This is a genomic window from Methylobacterium sp. 1030 (genome assembly GCF_040544715.1).
Classification (GTDB): domain Bacteria; phylum Pseudomonadota; class Alphaproteobacteria; order Rhizobiales; family Beijerinckiaceae; genus Methylobacterium.
The window spans coordinates 158,960-175,863 of sequence record NZ_JBEPKM010000004.1; the positions used below are offsets into that span (position 1 = coordinate 158,960).

The window sequence follows — 16,904 nt, forward strand, 5'->3', positions numbered from 1 at the left end:
ATGAGGCCGCCCAGGAAGGCGCCGATCATCGCGTAGGAGAAGGCCTTCAGCATCGTGTCCCCCGACCTCAGCAGCGGTTGCCGCCGGCGGTCTGGCCGTACTGCTTGACCGGGAAGTTCTGCTGGTTGGCATTGCCCTCCGCGGCCGAGCTCTGCGGGCAGGTCCAGGGGTCGCGGTCGTAGCGGCCGCCGAACGGGGCGCCGAACGAGCCCGTGGTTTCGACATCGTAGGGCGTGGAGCCAGTCCAGGCAGGACGATCGTAGGCCATGGCGGACGAGATCGGAGCTACGGCGAGCATGAGAGCGGTGACGGTAGCGGCGATACGGGTCTTCATAGGCTAATTCTTGCTCCTTTACGCAGTACAGTCCGAGACTTACGGTCCATTTCATCTTGCGTGACACTGATATGGGGGCGATTGTCTCGGAGCGACGTGCCGCTGCGCACGCGGCGTCCGGGATTAATCGCGCTGGCGGCGCAGCTGTGACCGCGCGTGACCAGGCTGTCTCTGCCGCCGGCGTCGCGGCCGCCCGGCAGACTGCGCTCACGAAGGCCCGCTCATTGAACCAGACGCGCGCTTCAGGTCTTCCCTCCATGCCGAGGCGATCCATCTCCGCCGAGGCATGGAGGAGCTCTATGCGCATTCTCGTTCTCGCCGCGCTCGCAGGTGTCGGCCTCGGCGTCCTGGCTGTCCCCGCCTCGGCCGTTCCCGCGGGCCCCGCGACCGGCCTCTCGTCGCCGTCCGACATGCTCACCGACGTCCGGATGAGGCGCCATCACGTGCGGCGACATTCGATGTCGCGGGTCCAGCGGCGCTATCCGGGTGCGAGCTTCGTCCGGAACAAGACCCCCGGCTCTGCGGGCGGCAGCAGCCGGGGTAACGGCGTTACCGGCAGCTACGCCGCGCCCAGCGGACGGTAGGCCCCCACGCTCGCGCAACGCGGCCCGCCCGGCCGGCCGCGGCGGGCCCCGCGCGCGCCATCGCCGTCACCGGATTCCTGCGCGCGCGCGGGACCAGGGGCGGCAGACGGCGCAGGCGGGATGAACCCCCACGGCCGGCGATCCCGCCGGCTTCCGGTTCGAGCCGGCGCCCTGCGCCCGCGCGGGCGAATGGTGGCGGATGCGTCGGGCTCTCAGCGCGCCAGTCTCGCGGGGAGCACCGTCGGCGCCGGGCTCGACGCGTTCGACGCCGCGAACGACGCGACGAATCCGGCGAGGGAGCGCACATTGTCCGGCTGCCGCGGATCCCGAGCAACCGCGGCTGCCTCGCGTTCCAGTCGAAGGTTACAGGCCTTTGTCGGAAGTCCGATATCCGGCGTGCAGGCGTCGTGGCGGGCGCAGGCTGCGTCGAGGGCGTCGATAGGCGGCAGAGGCGCGTTGTTGCCGGGGCCGCAGTAGTTGCCGTGGATGAGGAACTTCGGCCCGCCGTTGGCGGCCGGCTGTGCCAGGGACGGCGTGGCCCACGCGGCGGCGAGGCAGACGGGGGCGACGAGGCCTATGACGGTGCGAGTCAACATGGTGGAGACCCTCCAGCACCTGCGCCGCACAAGTCCCATCGGCGATGACGGTGCGAGACACGATTAAGCACCACACATCACGGCGCGACGTGCTCCGGAGCACCACCCCTATTTGGATGACGTCCTACCCGCATCGCGGACATCGCGGTCGCTGCGTCACCGCAGCGTCCGCGACATCGCCCGGCATCACGGAGGTCGGGCCCCGCCGCACTTTCCCCCTCTGCCTCCTCTGCCGATCGCGTGTCGGCACCTCTGTCGTGCAGACACGCCTCGCTCGGCGCGAAGAGGCGGGGCATCGGGCTGCTGACTGTGGTAGACATCACCGCATGCTCGCTGGCGATCCAGCGTCTCACGGCCTTCAGGGAGAGTCTCAGTGGCGCGTCCGGACCTCGGCACGAAGCGTATCTGCCCGACGACGGGGAAGAAGTTCTACGATCTCGGCAAGAATCCCGTGATCTCGCCCTACTCGGGCGAGGTCGTGCCGATCGCTGCCGCGACATCGTATTCCAGGGGGAGCGCTCCCGTCGTCGCGCGCAAAGAGGCGCCGAGCGACGAAGAGGACGAGACGGAGGGCCCCGAACTCGTCTCGCTGGACGAGGTCGAGGCCGAGGAGGCCGAGAAGGACACGGACAGCAACGCTGAGGATGACGACGCGCTCGACATCGAGGACGACGGGGAGCAGGTCGACGACGACAACCTCGTCGTCGATGAGGACGATGACGACACCAGCGATCTCGTCGAGGTCAACGACGACGATGACGACCAGTAAACCCGCACGCCGCCGCCGGTCGTCCGGCGGACGGGCGCGGGTGGCCGCAATCTCAGTCGCTGTTTGATCGGGTGGTGGGGCGGCTCATGAGCAGGGCCGCCCGCACCGCCATGCGGCGCGACGGCTCGTCGGACTCGGTGTCGACCACGATCGCGGGCGCGGAGGGGTGGGCCGCGACGGCCGCCGCGAGATCGAGCACGTGGTCCGGACCGATGGCGTGATCCTGGGTGGTCGGTTCTGCCAGGTAGGCGTCGACGGCGGCGCCGACATCCTCGATGGCGATACGCTCGGCGGTCACCAGATCCCAGAGCGTGGCCTCAGCTGACATCCGCGGCGTATCGCACCTCGCGCGAGAGCATGCAACAATGTAACAACGGCTGGCTCGCGGCGCCGGCAGGCCAGCGCGTCCGCGGGATCAGGGCCCGTCGCGCAGGGGACCGATGCAGGCCGCAACCGGGTGGCCGGCCGGCGCGAAGTGATCCAGGAGCCGGTCCCCGGACCACAGCTCGGCCAACAATCCCTCGGCCAGCCTGTCGGCCTGATGCCTGGCCTCCGCGTCGTCGCGGGCTCGGATGAGGACCGTGCCGCGGTCGCTGCCGTCCGCGCCGAACCGGTGCAACCGGTAGGCCGAGCCGGAGCCTCGGCGTTTTCCGGGGAAATCGATGAGGTCGGCCATCGCGGGCTCACGGCTCCGTAGGAGGGGGCACGCGTCCCCCAAGCCGCCGGAACCTGAAGTCTGGCCGATCCGGCGACAGATCGAGTGTAAGAGGGCCGGGACGCGAAGGATAGAGTGCGACGGACGCCCGCTCGCTGCCGAGGCAAGGCCATCAGGGCCGGAACGCGGCCCAATCAACGTTCAGGAAGGGTCAGACCGTCGGGCCGGCGGAGGTCGCGATCCACACCACGTGCCGCGGGCCGCTGCGCCCGTTCGCGTGGGGGCGAACCTCTTCGACGGCGAAACCCGAGCGCTGGAGGCGCGCCTTGAACTTGCGGTCGGGATTGGCCGACCAGACGCCGAGCACGCCGCCCGGCCGCAGCGCCCGCCGCGCCGATTCCAACCCGTGCTTGCCATAGAGGCGATCGTTCTCCGGGCGCACGAACCCTTCCGGTCCGTTGTCGACATCGAGCAGGATCGCGTCCCAGGCGGCCGGGCCGCACCGGATCAGGTGGTCGACATCGGCTTCGCGCAGATCGACGCGGGCGTCGTCGAGGCAGCCGGCGAAGACGCCCGCGAGCGGTCCGCGCGCCCAAGCCGCGACCGTCGGTACCAACTCGGCGACCGTGACTCGCGCCTCGGGCTCAAGGTTGCGCAGGGCCGCGCGCAGGGTGAACCCCATTCCGAGGCCGCCGACGAGCACCCGCGCCGCGCCCCGCCCGCGCACCCGGCCGCAAGCGAGGATCGCCAGCGCCTCCTCGGAGGCCCCGCGGGTGCTGTTCATCAGCTCGATCGTGTCGGCGACGATGGAGAACTCGTGGCCCCGCTGCATCAGGTGCAACGGGCTCCCGCCGGGAACGAGGCCGGTGTCGATGTGCCTCCAAGATGTCACAGGCGTCCCTCTGTGGGCCGGCGCCATGGATATTCCGGCAAACGGGAAGGATGGGTTATGAGACGCGCTCCTGACCGCGCGTCGCGCCTGCAAGACGCAGGGGCCGCGACGGCGTTCGCCTCGTCCGAGAAGCCGGCATATCCCTCATGGCCAAGCGTACCAAGTCTCTGCCGAAGGTGCAGGGGTTCGTGCTGTTCGACGTCACCTACGCCGACGGCAGCCGCGCCTCGAATCGGCGCGTGCCAGCCGAGATCCTGGGCGGCCTCGACGGCGACGAGCCGGCACGCACTCTCATCACCGAGCAGGAAGAGGAGATCGCCCGCAAGTCGGGGAGACCGATGCGGGAGATCGAGAGCCTGACGCGGTCTCCTGCCCCGAGTTCGAAGCCCGATCTGTGACGAGCGGCCCCGATACAGGCCACTCGTCGCGCGGTGCTCAGCCAGCCTTCAGGTTGGCGGCGCTCTCCTTGCCGCTGCGGCGGTCCGCCTCGACGTCATAGGAGATCTTCTGACCCTCGTTGAGGGAGCGAAGGCCCGCACGCTCGACGGCCGAGATGTGAACGAACACGTCCTTGCCGCCATCGTCGGGCTGGATGAAACCGTAGCCCTTGGTCTCGTTGAACCACTTCACGGTGCCTGTAGCCATGGCTGTATCCTGGTCGTCACCGGCTCGCCAACGTGGCGGGCCGTGACGCCTGAACGAGCCGCCGCGGCCGCCTGTTCCAAGGGCCCCCCCGATCAGGAGCCTCGGTTGAGACCCCCGCGCCCTCATCCGCCGACCTCAGGCCGAACGGTCCTGGGCCAGGCCCTGCCGAGCCGGCCAGCGCGGACACCGGCCCGCTCCGCGGCGCGATCAGGGTCGCTCCGTGCGGGGCCAGACGCCGCCTTCCGTCACGATGATGTCCATGGGGACGTCGTGCGCCTGCGGGTGGATCGTCGCGAGCCGCGCGAACTCGAAGCCGACGCCGATGACCCGCGGCTTCGTCGACCTGGACGCGATGGTCCGGTCATAGAAGCCGCCGCCGTATCCCAGGCGGTACCCTGCCTGATCGAAGCCGACGAGCGGCGCGATCAGGACGTCCGGGTCGACAATCTCGCCCTCTGCGGGAACGGGTATGTTCCAGACGCCGCGGATCATGCGCTCGCCCGGCGACCAGACCCGGAACTGGAGCGGGCGCGCCTTCTCGACGACGACCGGAAGCGCCAGTCGCGCCCCGCTTCCGCGCAGCTCCGTCAGGAGGGATCTGGCGTCGAACTCGCCCCTGAAGGGCCAGTAGAGACCGATCGATAGGCCCGATGCCGAAGGTAGAGCGGCTCGGAGACCCTGCTCGATCCGCTCGCTCCGGGCGGCGCGGTCCTGGGCGGAGATGCCGACCCGCCGCGCGATGAGCGCGGCGCGGGTCTCCTTTCGCCATTGCCGCACGCTCGGCCAGTCGGATGCGGCGCTCTCAGGACCGCAGGGTTCGGAAGGCCGAGGCTCCGCCGCCGGGCCGACGAAGTCGGGGCCGAGCTCGTGCATGAAGCAGGGTGGAGAGCTGTACGCGCCGAACGCGGAGTGTTCGGGCGCCGCGGGTTCCGGGGGCGTCTCAGGCCGCTCGGTTGAATGCCCGACCACGATGATCTCCCTCGCGACGGTGGACCCGCACAGTCCTGGGTGACCTCGGCCAAACGCGCGCTCGGCACCTCCGGTTCGGTGAAGCGGATCGCGACGTCCCGCGCCGCCCCGACCCGGCCGACCATCGTCCCTGGCCGGTCTCCGAGCCGCACGATGGCGAATGCCGGCGAGATCCGCCGCCCACCCTCGCGGATGCCCGGGACGGGCAGGCGCGCGCGTCGACGGCGATCCGGCGCTTCGACCCGGGGATCCCGGGTTCAGCGCGTCACGGGCGCGCCGGCGCTCGGGAAGAACAGCTGCTCGCCGCCGACCTTGTAGCCCGCGATCGCCTGCTGCCCCTCCGGTGAGACGAGCCAGTCGATGAAGGCCTGTCCCTGCTTCGCCTTCACGCCGGGGTGCCTGTCGGGATCCACCAGCATCGCGCCGTAGGGGTTGAACAGGCTCCGGTCCCCCTGAACCAGGATGACCAGGTCGGCGCGGTTCTTGAACGCGAGCCAGGTCCCCCGGTCGGCGAGGATGTAGGCGCCGAGGGCCGAGGCCGTGTTGAGCGCGGGGCCCATGCCCTGGCCGACATCCCGGTACCAGGGGCCGCGCACGGCCGCGAGATCGACGCCCGCCTCCTTCCAGCTGCGCAGCTCGGCGCTGTGAGTGCCCGAGCGGTCCCCGCGCGACACGAACGCCACCTTGCTGGCCGCGAGCTTGGCGAAGGCCTCGCGCACGCCCAGGCCGCGCACGCCGGCCGGATCGGAGGCCGGGCCGATCAGCACGAAATCGTTGTACATCACGTCGTACCGCCGCTTCGCGAAGCCCTCGGCGAGGAACTTGTCCTCGGCCGGACGGTCGTGGACCAGGACCACGTCGGCATCGCCGCGGCGCGCCGCGTCGAGCGCCTGTCCCGTGCCCAGGGCGACGACCTTCACGTCGATCCCGGACGCCTCCCGGAAGAGCGGGAGGATGTGCTTGAACAGGCCGGACTGCTCGGTCGAGGTCGTCGAGGCGACGACGATCGACACCGGTTCGGCCTCGGCCGGCGGCAGGAGGGCAGCCGCGCTCAGGAGCGCGGCCAGTCCCAGGGTCAGGAGGCGGCGACGAAAGGCGTCCACGGCAATTCCCCAGCGAGGTAGGCCCGCGCCTCGGACGTCCGGGGCGAGAACAGGATCTGTCGGGCGGGACCATGCTCGACGGCGCGGCCCGAGGCCAGCACGATCACCGCGTCGGCGAGGCGCGCCACCTGCCCGAGATTGTGTGAGACGAGCACGACCGTGGTGCCCGCCCGCGCCATCGCGGACACCAATCCCTCGACGATCTCGGTCGAGGCCGGGTCGAGGTTCGCGGTCGGCTCGTCGAGGAGGAGCAGGTCGGGGCCGACCGCCCAGGCACGGGCCAGCGCCAGCCGCTGCTGCTCGCCGCCGGAGAGCCGCGTCGCGGGATCGCGGGCGCGCTCGGAGAGGCGGACGCGGGCGAGCGCCTCCTCCACCCGCGCGGCCCGCGCAGGACGGGGCAGGTCTCCGAGAGCCAGCGCGACGTTCGCGGCCGCGGTCGCGCGGATCAGCGCCGGCCGCTGGAACACGAAGGCCCGCCGGTGCGGGCCGACCTGCACCGTGCCGCCGTCGGGCCGCAGGAGCCCGTCGACGACCCTCAGGGTGACGCTCTTGCCCGCCCCGTTCGGGCCGATGACGGCCGTGACGCTGCCCGTAGCGACCTCCAGGCAGAGACGGTCGAGCACCGTCCGACCGTCGAGGACCAGGGTCACGTCCTCGAGGCGGATGGCCGGTGTCGCGCTCATCCGTACACCCGCGCGGCGTGCCGGCGGAGCAGGGCCACGGCGACGTTCACCACCAGAACGAGGCCGATCAGCACGAGGCCGAGCGCCAGGGCGAGGCTGAGATCGCCCTTCTGGGTCTCCAGGGAGATCGCCGTCGTCATCGTGCGGGTATACCCGTCGATGTTCCCGCCGACGACGAGGACCGCGCCGATCTCCGAGATCGCCCGGCCGAACGCGGCGAGCGCGGCGGTCACGAGGGAGAAGCGCACGTCGTAGATCATCGCCGCGGCCTGACGCGGTGCGGAGAGCCCGAGGGAGCGCAGCTGCTCCCCGAGATGCACCCGGGCGTCGGCGACGACCTGCTGCGTCAGTGCGGCGACGAGCGGGGTCGCGAGCGTCGCCTGCGCGGCGATCATCGCGGCGGGGGTGAACAGCAGGCCGAGCGGTCCGAGCGGACCGGAGCGGGACAGGACGAGGTAGAGCGCGAGGCCGACGAGCACCGGCGGCAGCCCCATGAAGGCGTTGAGCAGGCCGACCGCGGCGCCGCGTCCGGGGAAGCGGGCGACGGCCAGGAACGCACCCAGGGGTATGCCGAGCACGAGACCGATGCCGACGGCGGTGAGGCTGACACGCAGCGACAGCCACGCGATCGCCAGCACGTCCCGATCCAGGCTGAACAGGCGGGAGAGGATGTCCTGGAGCGTCTGCATCATGCCCCCGGGCCGGTCCTCGGGAATCGGACGAGGCGGATGGCGAGATCAGCCGTCGAGGCCGACCTCGTGACGCAGGTTCGGCGGAATGGACCTGTCATGCCTGTCAGGGGAGCGCGTGCGGATAGGCGGCGAGCATATCGCCCGGGGCGACCATTGTCGTGTCGGCGGGTCGGCCGCCGCGCCGGCCCTTGATCATCGAACCCGGATGGCGCATCGCCGCCACGATGATCCGGAATGCGTCCTCGGCGCTGATCCCGCTTCGGGAGGCGGCGATCCTGCTCAGCGGCGCGGCGGCTCCCGTCGAACCCGCGACCGTCCCGCTCGCAGCGGCGCTCGGACGCGTCGCCGCGCGAGCGGTCGTCGCGCACGCTGCCGTGCCCACGGGCCCGACGGCGATGCGGGACGGCTTCGCGGTCGCGGCCGCCGCGGTGGGCGGCGCGTCGGCCTACGCGCCGATCTTCCCGGCGCGACCGCCACCCTGGGTCGAGGCGGGACAGCCGCTGCCGTCGGGCTCCGATGCCGTCCTGCCCCCGGAGGGATTCGCGGACGGCATGGTCGTCGCGGACATCGCCCCGCGGGAGGGCGTGCGCGGAGCGGGGGAGGACGTCGCCGCCAACGCGCGGCTGATCGAGGCCGGCACCCGGATCGAGCCCCTTCACCTGCTCGTCCTGGAGGCGGCCGGCCTGGAGGCGGTCGACGTCCGTCAGCCGCGCTTGCGCGTCGTCACCGCCGGGACGTCCAGCCTCGATACCGTGTCGCCCCTGCTCGGGCGTCTGATCGCGCGGGCGGGCGGGGCGACCGAGGCGGTTCGCGCCCGGGGGGGCGAGGAGATCGCCGAGGCGATCCGCGGCGGCACGGCGGACGCGGTGCTGGTGGTCGGGGGCAGCGGTTTCGGCCGCTCGGACCACAGCGCGGCGGCCCTCGCCCGCGCCGGAGACGTCCGCGCGCACGGCATCGCCCTGCGGCCCGGGGAGACCACCGCGGTCGGCTCCGCGGCCGGCAGGCCGGTCCTCCTGGTGCCCGGGCCTCCCGAGGCGGCGCTCGCCGCGTTCCTGGCCCTCGGCCGTCCGCTCATCGCGCGGCTCGCCGGCGCGCGGGAGCGCTCGCCGCGGCGGCACGTCCTCCTCCGGAAGATCGTCTCGTCGATCGGTCTGTCCGAGGTCGTCTTCGTCCGGAGCGGGTCGGACGGCGTGGAGCCGCTGGGCGGAGCCGGCCTTCCGCTCGGTCGGTTGGTGCAGGCGGACGGCATCGTCGTGGTCGAGCCGGAGAGCGAAGGCTTCCGGGCCGGCGAGGAGGTAGAGGTTTGGGCCCTGTGAGCGCCGACGCGGACCGTGACGGGGCGGCGGATTTCGTCGCGCGCCTCGCCGCGGCCTCGAGCCAGGAGCAGTTTCTCCGGGTGATGAGCCGGGACGACGCGCTCGCGCGGTTCCGGGCGGCGGTCCCGCACGCGCGCCTGCCGTCCGAGACGGTGTCGTTGGACGACGCGCTCGGGCGCGTTCTGGCCCGCGACGTCGCCTCGCCCATGGACGTCCCGCCCTTCGACCGGTCCCTGGTCGACGGTTTCGCCCTGCGCGCGACCGACACGGAAGGCGCCGGGCCGGCGAGCCCGCGGCGTCTCACGCTGAACCGCGAGATCCTCGCCTGCGGCGTCGCGCCGACCGTCGTCGTCCAGCCGGGTACGGCGACGCCGATCGCCACCGGCGGCGTGATCCCCCGCGGCGCCGACGCGGTGGTGATGGTCGAGCACACGGAGTTCGACGCCCGGAGCCTTACCGTCGATGTCCTGACCGCGGTGCGGCCGGCGCAGTTCGTGGGCTATGCCGGGGCCGACATGGCCCGCGGCGAGACGGTGCTGCGCGCGGGAACGCGGATCACCGCCCGCGAGATCGGCATGCTGGCGGCGTGCGGCCTGGCGGCCGTCGACGTCACAGGACGCCCGCGGGTCGCAATCCTGTCCACGGGGGACGAGCTGGTCGCACCGGGCGAGCCCCTGCCCGAGGGCGCGATCTACGATTCGAACGGCGCGATCATCGCGGCCGCGGTGACCGAGAACGGCGGGGAGCCGGTCCGGCTCGGGATCGTGCGCGACGAGGCTTCCGTCCTCGAGGCCGCCCTCCGGTCCGCCCTCCGGGACAGCGACCTCGTCGTGCTCTCGGGCGGCACGTCCAAAGGCGCCGGCGACGTGTCGCACCGGGTGCTGTCCCGCCTCGGCGAGCCGGGAATCCTGTTCCACGGCGTGGCCCTGAAGCCCGGGAAGCCGCTCTGCGTGGCGGTGGCGCAGGGAAAGCCGGTCATCGTCCTGCCGGGGTTCCCCACCTCCGCGATGTTCACCTTCCACGACTTCGTTGTGCCGTACGTGCGGGCGCTCGCCGGGTTGCCGCCGCGCGAGGACGAGACGATCGCGGCGCAAGTGTCCCAGCGGGTGCCCTCCGAACTCGGCCGCACCGAGTTCGTGATGACCTCCCTCGCCCACGGTCGCGAGGGGACGATCGCCCTGCCGCTGCCGAAGGGCTCGGGTTCGGTCACCGCCTTCTCGCAGGCGGACGGCTTCTTCGCGGTTCCGGCCGCGCGCGCCGGCGTCGAGGCGGGGGAGGGCGTCGCCGTGGTCCGCCTGGGCGCCGGCGTGCGGGCGCCGGACCTGACGATCGTCGGCAGCCACTGCATCGGCCTGGACCGGGTGGTCGGCCTGCTCGGCGAGCGAGGGTACCGCGCCCGCACCATCTGGGTCGGGTCGGCCGGCGGCCTCGCCGCCCTGCGGCGCGGCGAGTGCGATGTCGCCGCCATGCACCTCTTCGATCCCGAGACGGGCCGGTACAATGCCCCGTTCCTCACCGAGGGCCTGTCCCTCGCGCCCGGGTGGTGCCGCCTCCAGGGCGTCGTGTTCCGCCGCGGCGACGCCCGGTTCGAAGGGCGCGACGCCGCGGACGCGGTCGCCGCGGCGCTCGCCGACCCCGACGCCGTGATGGTCAACCGCAACGCCGGATCGGGCACGCGCCTGCTCGTGGACGGGCTGCTGAACGGTGCCCGGCCGGCGGGGTTCTGGAACCAGCCGCGCTCGCACAACGCCGTCGCCGCGGCGGTCTCGCAGGGCAGGGCGGACTGGGGCGTGGCCATCGCGAGCGTCGCGGATGCCTACGGGCTGGGCTTCCGCCCGCTGACGGAGGAGGCCTACGACCTCGCGTATCGCGCGGACGCGCGGGAGATGCCGGCGCTCGCGGCCTTCCTGAGCCTGCTGGGCGAGCCCGAGACGGCCGCCGCGCTGCGCGCTCTGGGCTTCACGCCCGCCGCGTGAGCCGCGTGACGTGCGCACCGTTGGCCGGCCTCGACGGAACGGGACGGACGATCCTGTCGCCCGCCGGGATGATCGACGCGACCGTTTCGCGTAGGGACGCCTGCGAGGCGCTGGGGCCTCCGGCGAAGCGGCGGTGTGCGTTGGGCGAGGACACGAGCATCAGTTTGCGGATCGAGCTGGGCTCGGACACCCTGCTGGGACCGGGCAAGGCCGCCCTCTTGAGCGGCATCCGCGACACCGGCTCCATCGCCGCCGCGGGGCGCCGGATGGGCATGAGCTACAAGCGAGCCTGGTACCTCATCGACACGTTGAACAAGGCGTTCCAGGAGCCGCTCGTCTCCGCGAGCAAGGGCGGCCGCCGGGGCGGCGGGGCGGTCCTGACCAGCACGGGCGACGCCATCCTCGACAGCTACCTGCGCATGGAGCGGCTCGCCTCGGAGGCCGTGGCGGGCGAACTCGACCTTCTCGCCTCGCTGATGAAGGCCGATTCGTAGGAGCGAGGCCGCGCAGAGGTGGGCCTCCGTGGGAAGCGGTCTCTCGACGGTCGGGCGTCGGCTTCGGTCTGTGCAGCCCGCTGCGTCATCGCGAGCGCAGCGAAGCGACCCAGGGCCGCGTGATATCTGTCAGCGTCGCGCCGACTGGATTGCTCCGCTCCGCTCGCAAGGACGGCACCGGGCTGATCGACCGGAAACAGCATCAGCCCGCTGCGTCATCGCGAGCGCAGCGAAGCGACCCAGGGCCGCGCGACATCTGCCGGCGTCGCGCCGACTGGATTGCTTCGCTCCGCTCGCAAGGACGGCACCGGGCTGATCAATTGGAAACAGGATCAGCCCGATGTCCGCCGCCAGGGTCCGGCGGCACGCCTGGGCGCGCCGCCGGAGATCACGCCGCCTACTCGGCGGCCATGGCCGTGTGGACGGCGGAGGCCCGGGCCGCGCAGAACTTGAACTCCGGGATCTTGCCCATCGGGTCGAGCGCCGGGTTCGTCAGCAGGTTGGCCGCGGCCTCGGCGTAGCAGAACGGCATGAAGATCATGCCGACCGGCACGTCGCGGTCGGAGCGCACCTTCAGGTGGACCGCGCCGCGGCGCGTCTCCAGCTTCATCGTGTCGCCGGGCTCCAGCCCGAGCCGGTAGAGCTCCTTCGGGGCCATGAAGGCGACCGCCTCGGGCTCCAGCGCGTCGAGGACGCCGGCGCGCCGGGTCATCGATCCGGTGTGCCAGTGCTCGAGCACGCGGCCGGTCGACAAGACCATCGGGTAGTCCTCGTCCGGCAGCTCGTCCGGGGGCACCACGGCGGCCGGGACGATCTTCGCGCGCCCGCTCTCGGTGGGGAAGCCGGCGTAGAAGATGATCTCGTTGCCGGGCTGGTCCGGCGCGTCGACCGGGTAGGTCACGGCGCCCTCGCGCTCCAGGCGCTCCCAGGTGATGTTGTTGAACGACGGCATCACCATGGCCATCTCGCGGAAGATGTCGGCCGGGCCGCCGTAGTTCCAGGGCAGGCCGAGGCGCTTCCCCAGTTCCTGGATGATCCACCAATCCTGCCGCGCGTCGCCCGGCGGGGACACCACCGGCTGCGAGATCTGCACGCGACGGTCGGTGTTGGTGAAGGTGCCCGCCTTCTCGGCGAAGGCGGAGGCCGGCAGCACCACGTCGGCGTGGAAGGCGGTCTCCGTCAGGAACAGGTCCTGCACGACGAGGTGGTCGAGCATCGCCAGGGCGTGCCGGGCGTGGTTCAGGTCCGGGTCGGACATCGCGGGGTTCTCGCCCTCGACGAACATGCCCTTGATCTCGCCGGCGTGGATCGCCCGCATGATCTCGACGACGGTGAGGCCCTTCTGCGGGTCGAGCTTCTGACCCCAGAACTCCTCGAACATCTCCCGCACCGCGGCCTTCTCGACCGACTGGTAGTCCGGGTAGACCATCGGGATCAGGCCGGCATCGGACGCGCCCTGGACGTTGTTCTGGCCGCGCAGCGGATGTAGGCCGGTGCCGGGGCGCCCGATCTGCCCCGTGACGAGGGCGAGCGCGATCAGGCAGCGCGAGTTGTCCGTGCCGTGGACGTGCTGGCTGATGCCCATGCCCCAGAAGATGATCGAGGACTTGGCCCGGGCGTAGAGCCGGGCGACCTCGCGCAGGGTCTCCGCGTCGATGCCGCAGACCGAGGCCATCTTCTCCGGCGTGAACTCGACGATCTTCTCCTTGAGCGCCTCGAAGTTCTCGGTGTAGCCGGCGATGTACTGCTCGTCGTAGAGCCGCTCCTCGATGATCACGTTGAGCATCGCGTTGAGCATCGCGACGTCCGAGCCGGGCTTGAACGCGAGGTGCTTGTAGGCGTGCCGCGACAGCACCTGCCGGCGCGGGTCCATGACGATCAGCTTGGCGCCGCGCTGCTTCACGGCGTTCTTGAGGAAGGTCGCCGCCACCGGGTGGTTCACGGTCGGGTTGGCGCCGATCACGATGATGACCTCGGCGTCGAGCGCCGCCGAGAACGGCGCCGACACGGCGCCCGAGTTCAGGCCCTCCATGAGGGCGGCGACCGACGAGGCGTGGCACAGCCGGGTGCAGTGGTCGACGTTGTTCGAGCCGAACCCGAGCCGTACCAGCTTCTGGAAGAGGTAGGCCTCCTCGTTCGAGCCCTTCGCGGAGCCGAAGCCGGCGAGCGCCTTGCGGCCATGGGTGTCGCGGACCGTCCTGAGGCCGCCGGCGGCGCGGTCGAGCGCCTCCTCCCAGGTCGCCTCGCGGAAGTGCGTCCACGGGTTGGCCGGGTCGACCTGGTCGTTGGCGTCCTTCGGGACGTTGTCCAGGCGGATCAGCGGCGCCGTCAGGCGGTGGGGGTGGTGGACGTAGTCGAAGCCGAAGCGGCCCTTCACGCAGAGCCGGTTGTGGTTGGCCGGGCCGTTCACGCCCTCGGCGTAGACGATCCTCTCGTCCTTCACCTTGTAGGAGACCTGGCAGCCGACGCCGCAATAGGGGCACAGCGAGGTCACCTCGCGGTCGGGATAGACCGTCCGGGTGTTGTGCTCGGCGTCGAGGTAGGCGGACGGCATCAGCGCGCCGGTCGGGCAGGCCTGGACGCACTCGCCGCAGGCCACGCAGGTCGATCCGCCCATCGGGTCGTCGAAGTCGAACACCACCTTCGCGTCGGCCGAGCGGTAGGCCATGCCGATCACGTCGTTGACCTGGACCTCGCGGCAGGCGCGGACGCAGAGGTTGCACTGGATGCAGGCGTCGAGATTGACGCTCATGGCCGGGTGGCTGAAGTCGCCGGTCCAGCGCTCGGCCGCGGGGAAGCGGCTCTCGGACACGTCGAGGAAGTCGGCCTGCACCCAGAAGTGCGATGTCGGGTCGTGCGAGGTCGCGCGCTCGGGCTGGTCGGCCACGAGCAGCTCGAGCACCATGGCGCGGGCCTTGGTGGCGCGCTCGGTCGCGGACTTGACCTTCATGCCCACGGCCGGCGTGCGCTTGCACGAGGCGGCCAGCACGCGCTCGCCCTCGATCTCGACCATGCAGGCGCGGCAATTGCCGTCCGGGCGGTAGCCCGGCTCGGGCTTGTGGCAGAGGTGCGGGATGTGGGTGCCGAGGCGCTTGGCGACGGCCCAGATCGTCTCGCCGGGGGCGGCCTCGACCTGCTGGCCGTCGAATTCGAACGCGATGGTCGAGGGGGCGGTCGGCCGCTCCTTGAGATCGTGCAAGCCCGACGGCTCCGGGGCCGCCTGGCCGCCCGCCTTCGCCCCTTCCGAGTAGGAGCCGCCGGCTCCCGGCTTCGGGCCCGGCGCGGGGCCGCCCGCATCCTGCAGCCCGTCGGCCCGGATCTCGGGCTTCTCGGTCTTGTCGCCGCGCTGTTCGGGGGCGTTGCTCATGCGGCCGCTCCTGGCTCGGACATCGGGATAGAATTCGCCGGTACCATCGGTTGCCTCACTCGGCAGCCGCGGCGCGCGGGGCGGGGAACAGGTCCGGGAAGTACTTGATGACGCTGCTGAGCGGGTTCGAGGCGGCCTGGCCGAGGCCGCAGATCGAGGCGTCCCGCATGCACTGGGACAATTCGCCCAGGAGCTCGGTGTCCCAGACGCCCTGCTCCATCAGGATGCGGGCCTTCTGGGTCCCCGAACGGCAGGGGGTGCACTGCCCGCAGCTCTCGTCCTCGAAGAACTTCATCAGGTTCAACGCGGCGCCGCGCACATCGTCCCGGTCGGACAGGATCACGACGGCGGCGGAGCCGATGAAGCAGCCGTACTTCTCCAGCGTCCCGAAATCGAGCGGGATGTCGTTCATCGACGCCGGCAGGATGCCGCCCGACGCGCCGCCCGGCAGGTAGGCCGCGAAGGTGTGGCCCTCCGCCATGCCGCCGCAATACTCGTCGATCAGTTCCTGGATGGTGAGGCCGGACGGGGCGAGCTTCACCCCCGGCTCCTTCACGCGCCCCGAGACCGAGTAGGAGCGCAGGCCGACGCGGTCGTTGCGGCCGTGGCTCTTCCACCAGTCGCCGCCCCGCTCGATCAGGTCGCGGACCCAGAACAGCGTCTCGATGTTGTTGATCAGCGTCGGACGGTTGAACAGGCCGACCTGGAACGGGAACGGCGGCTTGTGCCGCGGCAGCCCGCGCTTGCCTTCGAGGGACTCGATCAGCGAGGATTCCTCGCCGCAGATATAGGCGCCGGCGCCGCGGCGCAGGTCTATGCGCGGGCCGCCCGCGGGGAGCTTCGCGATCTCGCGCGTCAGGATCTCGCGGGAGATGGGATACTCGTCGCGCAGGTAGATGTAGACCTCCGGCGCCTCGACGACGTGGGCGCCGATCAGCATGCCCTCGAGGAAGCGGTGCGGGTCGGTGTTGAGGTAGAGCTGGTCCTTGAAGGTGCCCGGCTCGCCCTCGTCCCCGTTGACCGCCATCAGCCGGGGCCCGGGCTCGCCGCGCACCGAGCGCCACTTGCGCCCCGTCGGGAAGCCCGCGCCGCCGAGGCCGCGCAGGCCGCCGTCGTCGAGCACCTTCAGGACGTCGTCGACCGGAAGGTCCCCGCTGCGGAGCCGGTCGAGGGTCGCGTACCCGCCGGCGGCCCGATAGGCCTCGTAGTCGACGTAGTCCGGGATATGGGCGTGCGTGTCGCCGGCCTCGACCGCGGCCCGCACGGAGGCGAGGTCGGCCTTGTGCAGGAAGTTGTGCCCGACCTCGACGGCGGGCGCGTGGTCGCACAGGCCGACGCAGGGCGCGCGCACGACGCGGACGGCGTCGGAGGCGAGTTCCCGCTGGAGCGTCTCCAGCAGCTCGTCGGCGCCGAACATCGCGCAGGTGATGCTGTCGCAGACCCGGACGGTCAGCCGCGGGATCGAGGCGTCACCCTCCTTCACGACGTCGAAATGCGCGTAGAAGGTCGCGGTCTCGAACACCTCGGCGAAGGCCAGGGCCATCTCGTCGGCGAGCGCCGCCAGGTGCTCGGCGCTGATCTGGCCGTAGGTGTCCTGGATCAGGTGCAGGTGCTCGATGAGCAGGTCGCGCTGGCGCGAGCGGGAGCCGAGAAGCTCCTCGATCTCGACCTTCGCCCGCGGCTCGACCTGGCGCCCCTTGGGGACGCTGCGCGCCTTGTTCCGCCCCCGGCCGGGATGCGAGAAAGTCCTGACTGTCCCCGGTGCCTCACTCATGCGGTATCTGATTTCCAACTGCTGGGACGGGTGGTCGCGGTGTCCTGAGGGCCGG

At 71.6% G+C, this 16,904-nt stretch carries 17 protein-coding genes; 5 read left to right on the forward strand and 12 right to left on the reverse strand.

The window, feature by feature from the left end:
• Window positions 1–67 precede the first annotated feature (67 nt).
• Together ABIC30_RS07110 and ABIC30_RS07115 are read right to left on the reverse strand one after the other, a co-directional pair.
• Complete coding sequence (locus tag ABIC30_RS07110) at window positions 68–334, reverse strand: hypothetical protein (protein WP_042672249.1); 267 nt, start codon at window positions 332–334, stop codon at window positions 68–70.
• 796 nt (window positions 335–1,130) lie between these two features.
• Entirely contained in the window at window positions 1,131–1,514 is a 384-nt protein-coding gene (locus ABIC30_RS07115) for a phospholipase A2 family protein (RefSeq protein ID WP_042672250.1), read from the reverse strand.
• A gap of 373 nt (window positions 1,515–1,887) precedes the next feature.
• On the opposite strand from ABIC30_RS07115, the gene ABIC30_RS07120 reads away from it, so the two are divergent.
• Window positions 1,888–2,283, forward strand: a complete 396-nt coding sequence (locus ABIC30_RS07120) for a TIGR02300 family protein (RefSeq protein ID WP_020094856.1) — start codon at window positions 1,888–1,890, stop codon at window positions 2,281–2,283.
• 52 nt (window positions 2,284–2,335) lie between these two features.
• Here ABIC30_RS07120 and ABIC30_RS07125 read toward each other — a convergent pair whose 3' ends face one another.
• The 3 genes from ABIC30_RS07125 to ABIC30_RS07135 all read right to left on the reverse strand — a co-directional run bounded on the left by ABIC30_RS07125 (window position 2,336) and on the right by ABIC30_RS07135 (window position 3,770).
• Window positions 2,336–2,611 (reverse strand): hypothetical protein, encoded by a 276-nt coding sequence (locus ABIC30_RS07125; protein ID WP_020094855.1) that lies wholly within the window; start codon window positions 2,609–2,611, stop codon window positions 2,336–2,338.
• Between the two features lie 87 nt (window positions 2,612–2,698).
• Complete coding sequence (locus ABIC30_RS07130) at window positions 2,699–2,959, reverse strand: hypothetical protein (protein ID WP_020094854.1); 261 nt, start codon at window positions 2,957–2,959, stop codon at window positions 2,699–2,701.
• 190 nt (window positions 2,960–3,149) lie between these two features.
• Complete coding sequence (locus tag ABIC30_RS07135) at window positions 3,150–3,770, reverse strand: spermidine synthase (protein ID WP_020094853.1); 621 nt, start codon at window positions 3,768–3,770, stop codon at window positions 3,150–3,152.
• A gap of 206 nt (window positions 3,771–3,976) precedes the next feature.
• On the opposite strand from ABIC30_RS07135, the gene ABIC30_RS07140 reads away from it, so the two are divergent.
• On the forward strand, window positions 3,977–4,228 hold the full coding sequence (locus ABIC30_RS07140; protein WP_020094852.1) for a hypothetical protein: 252 nt from the start codon (window positions 3,977–3,979) through the stop codon (window positions 4,226–4,228).
• 37 nt (window positions 4,229–4,265) lie between these two features.
• Here the strand turns inward: ABIC30_RS07140 and ABIC30_RS07145 are convergent, their stop codons facing one another.
• The 5 genes from ABIC30_RS07145 to ABIC30_RS07165 all read right to left on the reverse strand — a co-directional run bounded on the left by ABIC30_RS07145 (window position 4,266) and on the right by ABIC30_RS07165 (window position 7,922).
• Window positions 4,266–4,475 carry a cold-shock protein gene (locus ABIC30_RS07145; protein ID WP_020094851.1) on the reverse strand — a complete coding sequence of 70 codons (210 nt, stop codon included), beginning with the start codon at window positions 4,473–4,475 and terminating at the stop codon, window positions 4,266–4,268.
• 207 nt (window positions 4,476–4,682) lie between these two features.
• Window positions 4,683–5,348, reverse strand: a complete 666-nt coding sequence (locus ABIC30_RS07150) for a 5-formyltetrahydrofolate cyclo-ligase (protein ID WP_085986774.1) — start codon at window positions 5,346–5,348, stop codon at window positions 4,683–4,685.
• A 353-nt stretch (window positions 5,349–5,701) separates the two neighbouring features.
• On the reverse strand, window positions 5,702–6,547 hold the full coding sequence (locus ABIC30_RS07155; protein ID WP_020094849.1) for an ABC transporter substrate-binding protein: 846 nt from the start codon (window positions 6,545–6,547) through the stop codon (window positions 5,702–5,704).
• The gene (locus ABIC30_RS07160) at window positions 6,520–7,230 is read right to left on the reverse strand and encodes an ATP-binding cassette domain-containing protein (protein WP_020094848.1); all 711 of its coding nucleotides are present in this window, start codon (window positions 7,228–7,230) and stop codon (window positions 6,520–6,522) included. Before ABIC30_RS07160 ends, ABIC30_RS07155 begins: the two co-directional genes overlap by 28 nt.
• On the reverse strand, window positions 7,227–7,922 hold the full coding sequence (locus ABIC30_RS07165) for an ABC transporter permease (protein ID WP_020094847.1): 696 nt from the start codon (window positions 7,920–7,922) through the stop codon (window positions 7,227–7,229). The genes ABIC30_RS07160 and ABIC30_RS07165 overlap by 4 nt, the downstream gene beginning before the upstream one ends.
• Window positions 7,923–8,146: 224 nt before the next feature.
• Here ABIC30_RS07165 and ABIC30_RS07170 point away from each other — a divergent pair, with 224 nt between their 5' ends.
• The 3 genes from ABIC30_RS07170 to ABIC30_RS07180 all read left to right on the forward strand — a co-directional run bounded on the left by ABIC30_RS07170 (window position 8,147) and on the right by ABIC30_RS07180 (window position 11,708).
• Window positions 8,147–9,238, forward strand: a complete 1,092-nt coding sequence (locus tag ABIC30_RS07170; protein ID WP_354454637.1) for a molybdopterin-binding protein — start codon at window positions 8,147–8,149, stop codon at window positions 9,236–9,238.
• Window positions 9,235–11,214 (forward strand): molybdopterin biosynthesis protein, encoded by a 1,980-nt coding sequence (locus tag ABIC30_RS07175; protein ID WP_020094844.1) that lies wholly within the window; start codon window positions 9,235–9,237, stop codon window positions 11,212–11,214. Before ABIC30_RS07170 ends, ABIC30_RS07175 begins: the two co-directional genes overlap by 4 nt.
• Before the next feature lie 164 nt (window positions 11,215–11,378).
• On the forward strand, window positions 11,379–11,708 hold the full coding sequence (locus tag ABIC30_RS07180; protein WP_020094843.1) for a winged helix-turn-helix domain-containing protein: 330 nt from the start codon (window positions 11,379–11,381) through the stop codon (window positions 11,706–11,708).
• A gap of 397 nt (window positions 11,709–12,105) precedes the next feature.
• Here the strand turns inward: ABIC30_RS07180 and fdhF are convergent, their stop codons facing one another.
• Window positions 12,106–15,075, reverse strand: a complete 2,970-nt coding sequence (gene fdhF, locus ABIC30_RS07185) for a formate dehydrogenase subunit alpha (protein ID WP_020094842.1) — start codon at window positions 15,073–15,075, stop codon at window positions 12,106–12,108.
• A gap of 55 nt (window positions 15,076–15,130) precedes the next feature.
• A complete protein-coding gene (locus ABIC30_RS07190; protein ID WP_020094841.1) occupies window positions 15,131–16,849 on the reverse strand; it encodes an NAD(P)H-dependent oxidoreductase subunit E in 1,719 nt (572 codons plus the stop codon).
• Window positions 16,850–16,904: the final 55 nt, after the last annotated feature.

Coding starts and splice junctions, on each gene's coding strand:
- ABIC30_RS07130 (WP_020094854.1), bottom strand. CDS start 2,959: ATGGCCGACCTCATCGATTTCCCCGGAAAACGCCGAGGCTCCGGCTCG.
- ABIC30_RS07150 (WP_085986774.1), bottom strand. CDS start 5,348: ATGCACGAGCTCGGCCCCGACTTCGTCGGCCCGGCGGCGGAGCCTCGG.
- ABIC30_RS07115 (WP_042672250.1), bottom strand. CDS start 1,514: ATGTTGACTCGCACCGTCATAGGCCTCGTCGCCCCCGTCTGCCTCGCC.
- ABIC30_RS07160 (WP_020094848.1), bottom strand. CDS start 7,230: ATGAGCGCGACACCGGCCATCCGCCTCGAGGACGTGACCCTGGTCCTC.
- ABIC30_RS07170 (WP_354454637.1), top strand. CDS start 8,147: ATGATCCGGAATGCGTCCTCGGCGCTGATCCCGCTTCGGGAGGCGGCG.
- ABIC30_RS07140 (WP_020094852.1), top strand. CDS start 3,977: ATGGCCAAGCGTACCAAGTCTCTGCCGAAGGTGCAGGGGTTCGTGCTG.
- ABIC30_RS07125 (WP_020094855.1), bottom strand. CDS start 2,611: ATGTCAGCTGAGGCCACGCTCTGGGATCTGGTGACCGCCGAGCGTATC.
- ABIC30_RS07135 (WP_020094853.1), bottom strand. CDS start 3,770: ATGCAGCGGGGCCACGAGTTCTCCATCGTCGCCGACACGATCGAGCTG.
- ABIC30_RS07165 (WP_020094847.1), bottom strand. CDS start 7,922: ATGATGCAGACGCTCCAGGACATCCTCTCCCGCCTGTTCAGCCTGGAT.
- ABIC30_RS07110 (WP_042672249.1), bottom strand. CDS start 334: ATGAAGACCCGTATCGCCGCTACCGTCACCGCTCTCATGCTCGCCGTA.
- ABIC30_RS07190 (WP_020094841.1), bottom strand. CDS start 16,849: ATGAGTGAGGCACCGGGGACAGTCAGGACTTTCTCGCATCCCGGCCGG.
- fdhF (WP_020094842.1), bottom strand. CDS start 15,075: ATGAGCAACGCCCCCGAACAGCGCGGCGACAAGACCGAGAAGCCCGAG.
- ABIC30_RS07145 (WP_020094851.1), bottom strand. CDS start 4,475: ATGGCTACAGGCACCGTGAAGTGGTTCAACGAGACCAAGGGCTACGGT.